Source organism: Ornithinibacillus californiensis, from assembly GCF_001038485.1.
Lineage (GTDB): Bacteria > Bacillota > Bacilli > Bacillales > Amphibacillaceae > Ornithinibacillus > Ornithinibacillus californiensis.
On record NZ_LDUE01000007.1, the window covers coordinates 31897 to 43762 of the forward strand.

General features: G+C 38.1%; 13 protein-coding genes. 10 read left to right on the forward strand and 3 right to left on the reverse strand.

The features are described from left to right. Nucleotides 1–400: 400 nt before the first annotated feature. The 3 genes from TE34_RS01450 to mnmH are packed head-to-tail and all read left to right on the forward strand — an operon-like array spanning nt 401 to nt 3308. Nucleotides 401–1156 (forward strand): exodeoxyribonuclease III, encoded by a 756-nt coding sequence (locus TE34_RS01450; RefSeq protein WP_047983052.1) that lies wholly within the window; start codon nt 401–403, stop codon nt 1154–1156. Nucleotides 1157–1188: 32 nt separating this feature from the next. Then, nucleotides 1189–2232, forward strand: coding sequence for a selenide, water dikinase SelD (gene selD / locus TE34_RS01455; RefSeq protein ID WP_047983053.1), 1044 nt, complete (start codon nt 1189–1191; stop codon nt 2230–2232). A gap of 17 nt (nt 2233–2249) precedes the next feature. After that, nucleotides 2250–3308, forward strand: coding sequence for a tRNA 2-selenouridine(34) synthase MnmH (gene mnmH / locus TE34_RS01460; RefSeq protein ID WP_047983054.1), 1059 nt, complete (start codon nt 2250–2252; stop codon nt 3306–3308). A gap of 36 nt (nt 3309–3344) precedes the next feature. Here mnmH and TE34_RS01465 read toward each other — a convergent pair whose 3' ends face one another. After that, entirely contained in the window at nt 3345–4292 is a 948-nt protein-coding gene (locus tag TE34_RS01465; protein ID WP_047983055.1) for an MBL fold metallo-hydrolase, read from the reverse strand. 252 nt (nt 4293–4544) lie between these two features. On the opposite strand from TE34_RS01465, the gene TE34_RS01470 reads away from it, so the two are divergent. Next, nucleotides 4545–5165 (forward strand): spore coat protein, encoded by a 621-nt coding sequence (locus TE34_RS01470; RefSeq protein WP_053074935.1) that lies wholly within the window; start codon nt 4545–4547, stop codon nt 5163–5165. Between the two features lie 115 nt (nt 5166–5280). Then, nucleotides 5281–6078: a TIGR00266 family protein gene (locus TE34_RS01475; RefSeq protein ID WP_047983056.1), complete on the forward strand. Its 798-nt coding sequence runs from the start codon at nt 5281–5283 to the stop codon at nt 6076–6078. 195 nt (nt 6079–6273) lie between these two features. On the opposite strand, the gene TE34_RS01480 is transcribed toward TE34_RS01475, so the two are convergent. After that, nucleotides 6274–7137 carry a YitT family protein gene (locus tag TE34_RS01480; protein WP_047983057.1) on the reverse strand — a complete coding sequence of 288 codons (864 nt, stop codon included), beginning with the start codon at nt 7135–7137 and terminating at the stop codon, nt 6274–6276. 238 nt (nt 7138–7375) lie between these two features. Between TE34_RS01480 and TE34_RS01485 the strand changes: the two genes are divergently transcribed. Then, nucleotides 7376–9370, forward strand: a complete 1995-nt coding sequence (locus TE34_RS01485; RefSeq protein WP_047983058.1) for an LTA synthase family protein — start codon at nt 7376–7378, stop codon at nt 9368–9370. A 105-nt stretch (nt 9371–9475) separates the two neighbouring features. Next, on the forward strand, nt 9476–9649 hold the full coding sequence (locus TE34_RS20385) for a YfhD family protein (RefSeq protein ID WP_064971720.1): 174 nt from the start codon (nt 9476–9478) through the stop codon (nt 9647–9649). 26 nt (nt 9650–9675) lie between these two features. On the opposite strand, the gene TE34_RS01490 is transcribed toward TE34_RS20385, so the two are convergent. After that, entirely contained in the window at nt 9676–10308 is a 633-nt protein-coding gene (locus tag TE34_RS01490; protein ID WP_047983059.1) for a lysoplasmalogenase, read from the reverse strand. 108 nt (nt 10309–10416) lie between these two features. Here TE34_RS01490 and TE34_RS01495 point away from each other — a divergent pair, with 108 nt between their 5' ends. The 3 genes from TE34_RS01495 (at nt 10417) to TE34_RS01505 (ending at nt 11775) form a co-directional block, all read left to right on the forward strand. Then, nucleotides 10417–10866, forward strand: coding sequence for a YueI family protein (locus TE34_RS01495; RefSeq protein ID WP_047983060.1), 450 nt, complete (start codon nt 10417–10419; stop codon nt 10864–10866). Between the two features lie 58 nt (nt 10867–10924). After that, nucleotides 10925–11170, forward strand: a complete 246-nt coding sequence (locus TE34_RS01500; RefSeq protein WP_047983061.1) for a hypothetical protein — start codon at nt 10925–10927, stop codon at nt 11168–11170. An 80-nt stretch (nt 11171–11250) separates the two neighbouring features. Further along, complete coding sequence (locus TE34_RS01505; RefSeq protein WP_047983062.1) at nt 11251–11775, forward strand: type 1 glutamine amidotransferase domain-containing protein; 525 nt, start codon at nt 11251–11253, stop codon at nt 11773–11775. The last annotated feature ends 91 nt before the right edge of the window (nt 11776–11866 follow it).

Below are 11866 nucleotides of genomic sequence, written 5' to 3' on the forward strand. Positions count from 1 at the left end.
AATACACCATCTGTAGTGTATTATATGATTAATACACCACTCGTGTCAACATAGTTTTGGTTTTTCTCAAATAAGTATAGGAAAAAAAGGTTAATTATATACTGAGCGGGCCGAATACACGGAGACTCCCGCGGGAGAAGTGGCCAGGGTGAGACCCCACGATGCACCTGCGTCTACTAGTATCGCTACGAAGCAGGCTTCCTCGGTGCAAGGCAGCGAAGGAGCCTATTCAAGTAGCAGCCTGGCTCACCGGTCACCCGCAGGAAAGCGGAGTGTATTCGGCACGCGGATTCGGCTAGGAGCAAACTCTAGCACTTATTTCCGCAAAGTCACCTATCATGAAAGAAACACTAGAAGGTGATATGATTAATACGAGAAAAAACAATAAAGAGGGTAAACAATGAAGCTAGTATCATGGAATGTAAACGGGCTACGCGCCTGTGTCCGAAAAGGATTTTTAGATTATTTTAACGAAATAGATGCAGATATTTTTTGTGTACAAGAAACAAAACTCCAACAAGGTCAAATAGAATTAGATTTGGATGGCTATCATCAATATTGGAACTATGCCGAACGCAAAGGTTACTCAGGGACTGCCGTTTTTACAAAAGAAAAACCAATTTCAGTATCGTACGGACTTGGTGAAGAAGAATCTCAGCCTGAGGGACGTATCATTACGATGGAATTTGAGGATTTTTATCTTATTAATGTTTATACCCCTAATTCCCAACGTGATTTAGCTAGACTAGATGTGCGTTTGGAATGGGAGGATGCTCTGTATGAACATATCCTTGCTCACGATGAAATAAAACCTGTTGTGTTATGTGGTGACCTCAATGTGGCCCACCATGAAATTGATATTAGAAATTATAAAACGAATTATGGCAACTCAGGGTTTACGGAAGAAGAACGTGGAAAAATGACACGTTTTCTGGAAGTTGGATTTATCGATACCCTCCGTTACTTTCACCCCGATAAAGAGGGGATTTACACGTGGTGGAGCTACATGAAGACCGTACGAGAGCGTAATATTGGGTGGAGAATTGACTATTTTATCGTTTCTGAGCGATTAAAGGATTCCTTAATTGACTCCCAAGCTCATACAACGGTTCTCGGCAGTGACCACTGCCCAATTGTATTAGACATACAATTATAAGGTAACTGACCTTAAGAGAAAGGATTGGTAAAATGGATAACCAAGTGAAACTTACTGCTTTATCTTCTAAAGGAGGATGTGGGTGTAAAATTGGCCCAGCCGATTTATCGCAAGTATTGAAAAACCTTCCAACACCTACCATGGATCCAAATCTGTTAGTAGGACTGGATACTAGTGATGATGCTGGCGTTTACAAATTAACAGATGATATTGCTATGGTACAAACGTTGGATTTCTTCACTCCTATTGTTGATAATCCATATGATTTTGGCCAAGTGGCAGCAGCAAATGCGATTAGTGATGTTTACGCAATGGGCGGAAAACCGTTAACCGCACTTAATATTGTTGCATTTCCAATAGCAACCTTAGACAAAAATATCTTATCTGAAATTTTACGGGGTGCCGGAGACAAATTAAAAGAAGCCAATGTAACGCTCGTTGGTGGGCACTCGATTGATGACAAAGAGCCAAAATTCGGGTTAGCAGTCACAGGTATTGTCCATCCTGATAAAGTGAGAACAAATGCTGGTGCAAAACCAGGTGATAAATTAATTCTTACCAAACCAATTGGTGTAGGAATCATGACGACTTCACTGAAAAACGGCTTGTTATCAGACGAGGAAGTTAAACGAGTAACATCTGTGATGACAACGTTAAATGAAACCGCTGCAGAAGTGATGGAGAACTTCAATGTCCATGCCACTACCGATGTAACTGGATTTGGTTTACTCGGCCATAGTTCTGAAATGGCTATTGGTAGTCAAGTTGGCATTACAATTTACAATGATCAAGTCCCAGTTCTACCACGAGTGCGTGAACTAGCCGAATCTGGTTCCATGCCTGGTGGTACGAAAAATAACTATAAGCACGTTGAAGATGTGGTTGTCTTTCCAGAGGAAATGGACTCTATTGACAGACATATCTTATGTGATGCAGTGACCTCTGGTGGCCTGCTAATCTCTGTAAGTGATGAAGAAGCTAACCAACTACTAGCTGAATTACAAGCAAAAGGTGTAGAAGCCAACATGATTGGTGAAGTTACAGAAGAAAACAAAGGAAAAATTACTGTTCTTTAAGATTAGAAGGTGTAGCTATGTTTCAAGATATTTCTTTACCTGAGTTATTAGAAAAACGAAATCAACAAAACCATACATTAGTGGATGTTCGTTCACCAAAGGAATTCCATGAAGGGACTATTCCCGGTAGTATAAATATTCCTATATTTACGGATGATGAGCGAGCAGAGGTTGGGACTATTTATAAACAAGTTGGACCGGAAGCAGCTAAGGATCGTGGATTAGAGATTTTCTCTAAAAAACTACCGACATATATCCGTGAATTTAAACAGATAAATACACCGATCACCGTCTTTTGCTGGCGAGGTGGGATGAGAAGCAAAACGGCCGCAGCAGTTGTTAATTTAATGGGAATAGAAGCAAATCGTTTGAGTGGTGGAATTCGCACCTATCGAAATTTCGTTATAGATGTGCTTAAAAAAGAATCCTTTAAACCAGAATTTATTGTTTTAAACGGTTTTACAGGTACTGGAAAGACAGCTATTCTAAAAAAATTAGCTGAGAACGACTTCCCCGTCATGGACTTTGAAAAAATGGCTGGACATCGAGGCTCTATTTTTGGCCATATCGGACTAATTCCAAGTAACCAAAAACGATTTGACTCATTATTAGTAGAAAAAACCTTGAAATTTGAAAAAGAACCTTACGTTTTTGTAGAGGGGGAAAGTAAACGAATTGGTAGAGTTATCATTCCAGACTTCATCTATAAGAAGAAGGAAACAGGGTTGCAGCTTATTATTCAAATACCAATGGAAGAACGTGTGCGGAATATATTAGATGATTATCAACCATGGAATGACCCTAGCAAGTTTGACGAGGCATTCAAGATCATAAAAAAACGGATCCACACCCCCATCGCAAAAGAAGTCGAGGAATTTCTAAAACAACAAAATTACCATGAAGCAACAAGACTTCTATTAGAAGGATATTACGACCCAAGATATATACACTCATCTAATAATTTCCTAGGAGAAAAAGAAATAATCACAGCCTCGAATGTAGAAGATGCATATCAAAAGATATTATTAACCCTTAAAAATAGAGGAATCTTTACACATAGACAATTTATAAGTTAAAAGAAGGTAGCCAATCTCTAGGCTACCTTCTTCCTGCTATTGCTTCAACTTCTTAAAATAATCAATAATCCCCAGCGCACTAACCTGCATATCCAAATTAATCAATATATAAACAGGATGGTCATCCGGAACCTCTAGCTGCCTTAAATGATCTCTTACACGATTTAGCATACGCATTGCCAGGACATCATAGCCTTTACCTTCTGCAAAGACCTGCTCCCCTTCACCCACAAAAATATCTAACCATTCGGATACTTGTTGGAGAGCTGCCGTAGTTTTTAATGTAGACCCGAAATGGCCAAAATAGATAAAGTCCAGATTCATACGAAGCATCCGATCAATGGATTCGTGCATAGCAGTAAGATCAAAATGATTTGGTGACGTCGATGGCAGAAACAAATCAATCCCTAATGGATCCAACTGATCATATCGAACACCAGCAGTATCCCCTGTAAACAGCCCATTACTAATAGGATCATATACACTGAAATGATGTTTCGCATGTCCTGGTGTATCTAAAAATTGGAGTGTACAGTTTGGACCAATTGTAAGGGTATCGCCCTCACCTTTTTCGATTAACTTTTCCTCTGGAACCGATTCAACTGGGTCAAAAAAGTCTGAGAAGCTCTCTCCATAGATAGCTCTAGCTCCACCAGTTAGCCTTACCGGGTCCATCAGATGCCTTTTTCCACGAGGATGAACAATAACCTTTGCATTCGGACAAAGCTTCAAAAGAACCCCCGCTCCACCTGCGTGATCTAAATGTATATGTGTAACGATTATGTACTTTACCTGACTTAATGTATGACCTAATGTTTCAAGGCCTTTTTTTATATATTTTATTGAAGGGCTTGGTCCAGTTTCTACAAGTGTCAGTTCTTCCTCATCAATGACATATGTACCTGTTCTGGACGGTATCCCCATATCAAACCCATCAATTAAATGGATACGGTCTGTTAGTTGAATTGGTAATCTTCCAAGCATTTGACGTTCCCCTTCCCGTTATTTCTACCTAACATCGTAGCACTAAATCCGTATAAATTCATTAAATATACAGCTATATTAGATCTCAATTTCTATAAGGTATCTGCCTAGAAAGGTTATATTATTATTCCTCTCTTTTCTATAATCAAACTGTTAATGAAACGCATTTTATCTAATATATGGCTAGGATATTTCAGTTGCAACAGAAAATAATAAGCTTGATTCTTCTTAAGGAGGTTATACAAGTTGAACATGAATAACCAAATGCAAAACCAAAACCAAAATCTTACGGGTAGTTCACAAATGCCTGCTCAAATTAGTCACGGTGGACATGAGCTATTGGATGCACATGAAGCAATAGGTGGCCTAGTGGGTGGATTGGAACAATATATGATTTATGAGCAATACGTCCAAGATCCACAACTAAAAACGATGATGCATCAACATAAAACGTTTTTAACACAACTGTACAACACGATCGTTGAAACACTAAAGACTGGAAATGAGCCTACTGTTAAGACACAAACGTATAATATGGCCAGCGATAACGATGTGTTATACGGAATGACGCCATCACAACCTAAAAAGCCTGCCCAATCACTTAATGAAATTAATGACCAATGTGTGACTGGGTTTATCGCCGGCGTGCTTAAATCAAACGCTTCAGCATTCACGATGGCAGCATTAGAAACAACGAACCCTGTCTTAAGAAGAGTTTTTTCGGATAGCATTCCGAACGTGATTGAAATGGCATATGAAGTGTTCCTTTATCAAAACAAACACAAATATTACCAAGTACCACAGTTAAAACAAGAAGATATGCAACATTATATAAACGGTTTTTCACCTGCCCAAGGAACTATGCCACATTAAGTTACACCCTATAAGAGTGCTCAAAGCGTTTGAGCACTCTTTTTAAAATAATTGAATCTTTATTTTTCGCTTTCACGTAATACTAACTAAATACATATTCGAGGGGTTGGTAATAATGAATAATCACGAAATTGATTACAAACTGTACGGGGACGATATGCAATTTGTGGAGGTAGAACTGGATCCACAGGAATCTGTGATAGCAGAAGCTGGTAGCTTGATGATGATGGATGAGCATATTCGAATGGATACCATCTTCGGCGATGGATCAAGTAATAACCAAGGTGGACTAATGGGCAAATTACTTGGTGCAGGAAAACGGGTACTAACAGGTGAAAGTTTATTTATGACAGCTTTTACGAATGAAGGAACTGGTAAAAAGCATGTATCCTTTGCCTCTCCATATCCAGGAAAAATCATTCCAATGGACTTAAGCGAGTTGAATGGAAAACTAATCTGTCAAAAGGATTCTTTCTTAGCTGCAGCAAAAGGTGTATCGGTTGGTATCGAATTTCAACGTAAAGTCGGCGCTGGTTTCTTTGGTGGTGAAGGCTTTATTATGCAAAAGCTAGAAGGTGACGGCATGGCCTTTGTTCATGCAGGTGGTACCATACACAAGAGAGAATTACAAGCTGGAGAGTCCATTCGTGTGGATACAGGATGTCTTGTGGCAATGACCGGTAATGTAGACTACAACATTGAATATGTCGGTGGGATTAAAACCGCATTGTTCGGTGGAGAAGGGTTATTCTTTGCTACACTTCGAGGGCCAGGAACGGTATGGATTCAGTCCCTCCCATTCTCCAGACTTGCAAGTAGAATATTTGCAGCTGCACCTCAAAAAGGTGGGTCCAAAGGAGAAGGAAGTATTGCAGGTGGATTGTTTGATATATTAGGCGGTGACCGAAACTAATTAGAAATGCGCAGGGCGCCCGCTTTGCGACGTACGGACTGGACTGAGCCGTAGGAGATAAAGGAAACACGACGACCGGAGGGAGTCGATGTTGACTTATCGTACGGAGGTGAGGGAAGTCTCGCTAGTCGCAGGCGCCCGGAGCTAGACATCTCTGCACAAAAGGCGAGGAGGGACTGACCCCACCTCACCTTTTTATAGTTTTTGACCATAATATTTATCTAACGAGAAGCCTCGTCCTAAAATTTCTGATGCATTTAAGAAGATGACAAAGGCAGTTGGGATCTCTTGTTGAAGCATCCCTTTTAACTTAACAGCTTCCGGTTGTTCAGCAACGCATAAAATTAATGTTTTATCACTATTGGAATACCCACCAACCGATCGAACTTTCGTTAAGCCCCGATCAATTCCAGTCCGAATAAGCTCTTGAACTTTCTCTTCATCTTCGGTAATAATCACAATCAATTTTGATGTAGAAGTGCGGAGTTGAACGAAATCAATCGTTTTACTGCAAATATAAATTGCCAAAAGTGCAAAAAGAGTAAGCTCTAAATTAAATACAAATAAGGAAGATATGACTACTACGCCATCTACGACCAATTGCGTATAGCCACTAGATTTCCCAGTAAACTTCTTCAATATTTGAGCAATAGATGCTGTTCCTCCGGTCGAACCTTTTCCTATATAAACGATGCCTAGTCCAATTCCTAAAACAATACCACCATACAGTGCTCCTAGAAAAGGATCGGTAACTGTAATAGGCGTATTAGAGGTTAGACCGATCATCATTGGCACCCAGAAAGTTCCCAAGAGTGTTTTCCCACCAAAGTCCTTCCCCAAAACAAGCCAACCAATAACAAATATCGGGATATTAATAATAAACTGCGTCATAGCAGGACTATAGCCAAATTGTTCAAATAAAACTGTACTGATCCCTGAAATCCCACCAGCGGCAAGCTTAGACGGTAATAAAAATACATTATAAGATAATGCTACTAATGTAGCCCCTAAAGCAACTAATAAATATTCTTTCAGCAATCTTTTTTGAGTATGCTCCATAGTATTAGATTTCCTTTCTATAAGCGACAAGCAAATATTATTCTATCATAGATTCTATTTAATTGAATACAATCAATTATGCCTTGCCCTATAGTACATACAAGCTCATCACCAAACTTTCCCAATAGTAAATTCTGGTAATTAACTTGATTCATAGATTATTTTGCGTTAAAATCAATCCTTGATGACTTTCCTATAGAAAGAATCTCTTTTGAATAAAAAAGACGGGGTGAATACGATGAAAAAAATCTTAACATCAAAAATGTCCTTCTTTTTTGTAGCTGTAATTTTACTCTGGTTAAAATCGTATCTAATATACGTAACTGAATTCAATCTTGATATAAAAAATGGTACACAAGAATTTTTACTTTTCTTTAATCCACTAAGTTCCGCACTACTATTCCTAGGAATAGCATTATTTGCTAAGGGGAAGCGTGTTGGTTTATGGATTATTATCATTGACGCTTTAATGAGTTTTCTAATATACGCAAACGTTGTGTTCTATCGATTTAATAATGACTACATTACGCTTCCTACTTTATCCCAAACGGATAACTTTGGGAGTTTAGGTGGGAGTATTGCTAGTCTAGTACAATGGACAGACATTTTCTATGGTCTTGATGTGTTAATTCTTATTGGACTATTTATTTGGTTTAAAAAGGATTGGAGCACGACAAGAATTCAACGTAGAAAGCCTATATTAGTTTTCATTGTTGGCTTAATAGCATTTTCATTGAATTTAGGTTTAGCGGAAGCTGACCGACCAGATCTACTAAAAAGGACATTTGATCGTAATTATATTGTGAAGTATTTGGGAATTTATAACTTTGCAGTATACGATGCAATACAAAACGTAAAAACATCTTCTCAGCGTGTACTAGCTGATAGTGATGATATTACAGAAGTTGAGAACTATACGAAGAATAAATACGCTGAACCAAACCCAGAATTGTTTGGTGTGGCAGAGGGTAAAAACATTATTAAGATTCACTTAGAATCTTTCCAAACATTTTTAATTAACTATGAGTTGCATGGGGAAGAAGTTACACCTTTCCTTAACTCTTTAGTGAATGACCCAGAACAAGATTTCACGTACTTTGATAATATCTTCCATCAAACGGAGCAAGGTAAGACTGCAGATGCAGAGCTTATTACAGATAACTCTGTGTATGGTTTACCTCAAGGGTCAGCATTTGTAACAAGAGGTACAAACACGTATCAATCATTACCAGCAATTATTAATCAACAACAAGGCTATACTTCTGCTAATTTCCACGGTGATTATAAATCATTCTGGAATAGAGATGAGATTTATAAGCAATTTGGTATTGATGTGTATTTTGATGCTAGTTACTATGACATGAGTGAAGATAATATTATCAACTATGGTCTTAAGGATAAGCCATTCTTTGAACAGTCTATGCCGATGCTAGAATCATTAGATGAGCCATTTTATGCTCACATGATGACACTAACGCACCACCATCCTTATATTATTAGTGAGGAAGAAGCAACCATTGCACCAGCTGAAACTGGAGACAAATCAGTTGATACGTATTTCCAAACAGCACGTTATCTTGACGAAGCATTAGAGCAATTTTTTACTGATTTAAAAGAAGCTGGTCTTTATGATGATTCCGTAATCTTACTATACGGTGACCACTATGGTATCTCTAAAAATCATAATCGTGCGATGGGCGAAATTATTGGTGAAGAAATCACACCATTTAAGAATGCTCAGTTACAACGCGTACCAGTAATGGTTAAGGTTCCTGGGGTTGATGGTAAAGGAACTGTGCACAAGTATGGTGGCTTGATTGATATCATGCCAACTTTACTACACCTAGTCGGCATCGATGCTCAAGATTATATCCTATTCGGTACAGATTTATTCTCTGATAACCACAAGGAATTTGTTCCATTCCGTAATGGTGATTTCATTACCCCAGAATACAGTGTTGTCTCTGGTACTTTCTATGACAATGAAACAGGCGAAGAAATCAAACCTACTGAGGATATGCTGAAGATGAAGGAAGAGGTTCTGCGTGAACTAGAGCTTTCCGATAAATTACTAAATGGTGATTTATTACGATTCTACACACCTAACGAAGAATGGACACCAGTTGATCCTTCTCAGTATCGTTATGGTAATGAAACAGGTATCGTTCCATTTAAAGTAGAAGAAGAAATATTGAAGCCAATTGATATAAGAGAACCTTTTATAGAGAAATAATAAAAAACGAGTAATCAGAAGGAAGAATTTCCTAATGATTACTCGTTTTTATTTTCTTTCTTCGTCCATACTAATCATTGAATACTCCAGAAAGAGGTGAAAGTTATGGGCCGAGGTGACCATAATCGTGCAACTGGAAAAAACTTTCTAGCGCAAACTCCGAAGAATCAATTATCTGATGGTATTGATGTAGAGTATTCAGAAGAACTTGCCGATCACGATGACTTAGAAGCACAAGCAAGAAGTAAAGCTGCTGATAAACGTGTGAAGCAAAAGTAATCCGTAGGTGGCCTATATTAGGTCACCTATATACTAATTGCAAATAGAAGTTGGGCAGTAAAATAAGTACTCATCACTATATACTCCGCAATTTTGAAGGATCCTCTAAATTTATTGATGGCTAATACTGCATCTGATATAAAGAATAACACTGCAGCAATGATAAGAATTTCTCTTCCAGATAGAATTGCTAAACATAACATGGTTGATATCACTGCAATGTAGACAGCTACCGCAACAAGTAATGGCCCTCCTCCATCACGCTTAACATCTCGATAAAGCATACGAAAGAAGCTAACTGCAATCAGTATAATTCCCAACATGATTACGAATGTTTCCCCAGATAATGAAAACGAATAGGAAATTGTAAAAGCAATAATATATACGATATGAGCTAATAAGAAACTAACTAACCCATGTAGAAACCACTTATCGGATAGCATTAGAAAGATATCACCCAAAAGGGATAATAGAAGACCCAAAATAATCCAACGACTAAAAACAGTATCTAACGCTGAACTATAGATTGCGAGCCATATAATTAATGCCATCGTTCCAGGCTTTAAAATGTATTTAAAAAGTATTTTATTAAAATAAATTGCGAGAACCAGATATAAGATAACAGCAATAACTATTATTCCTATCAGAATATCGTACATAGTAATCCCCCTCTCTAGAATAGTTCTTCATATAAAGTCATATTCCTCTTTAATTTTTGCAATAAATAGCTAAACTCCTTAAAATTAGAAGAAAGTGAGGTATCCAAAATGAGCAAGAAAAATGTAGAAGATTATCTTACAGAAGGAATATATGGTACGCGATTACCGAAGCAACAGGAACGAGATTATTTTCTTGGCACATTACGTGAACGCATCGTAATAGCCTTAAAGATCGGCCAGGTAATGACAGATAAAGGCCTCCTCGCCTTAGAGGAAAATATGAAAAACAACAAAGATGCAAAACTATTATTTAACGGGGAAATTGCGTCGAAGTACTTAAAGGCAGAAAAGGACCTAGCAAATAAGTACAATATCCCGTATACGGTAGTATCCAATACAGAGGTTGATACGGATATTGGTGCCGTTTTAACGTATGACTATGCTATTGATAAGGAAAACATCTTTATGGAAGAGGAAACCGAAAAAGAGCCATCCTCCCCCTCTAAAGACGAAGATAATAAATCAACACTATTCTCTAAGCTAAAGCGCCTTTTCTAGTTTGTCTCCTAGTATAAAATCTTGTGATGGTTTCATACTAACGATGGAGGTGTGTAACATGGCACATAAATACAGATGTCCAAATTGCAAAACCAATCGTTCACGCTTTAATATTATTGAGCAAGTTGCAAAACCGGTTAAACTCGATCCACAAACAGGCGATATTTTAAATGATTATTCAAATAGCGATATCGAGCCATTCCATACGCAATACAATGGTCCTAAGTATCGGATCCAGTGTGGTTCCTGTGGACTTGTAGAGGATGAAAATACATTTATAAAATTTGGAGAACGCCCAGTTTAAAGACCACAGACCCAAATCTGTGGTCTTCTATTACATATTACATTCATTTTTCTGTTAAACTTATAGACGGAGGTGAGTAGATGCGGTTAAAAAATAAGAAAGTTATCGCACTTGTTGAACATGATTTTGAGGATTTAGAATTATGGTATCCTATCCTACGTTTACAAGAAGAAGGTGCGACCGTTCACCTAGTAGGAAATGAAGCGAAGAAACAATATAAAGGAAAATATGGTGTCCCAGCGGAATCGGATTATGCTTTTGGTGATATAAATTCCGACGACTATGATGCAATCTTAGTACCTGGGGGTTGGGCACCTGATAAACTTAGACGATACGCTGAAGTTTTACAATTCGTAAAAGAGATGGATGAGGCGAAAAAGCCGATTGGACAGATTTGTCATGCTGGATGGGTACTGATTTCAGCTAATATCCTTCAAGGTAAAAAAGTAACGAGTACGCCTGGTATCAAGGATGATATGACAAACGCAGGTGCAACTTGGTATGATGAACCTGTTATCACTGATGGACACATCATCTCCAGCCGCCGTCCGCCAGACTTACCGCCTTATATGAAGGCATTTGCAGATAAACTAGCAGAGAAGTAGACTTACACACCCATTATTACGTAATGGGTTTTTCTTTGTTCTACTAATGTCTGTCCATTCTTTACACATAGAAACCGTTTTCATATAATAA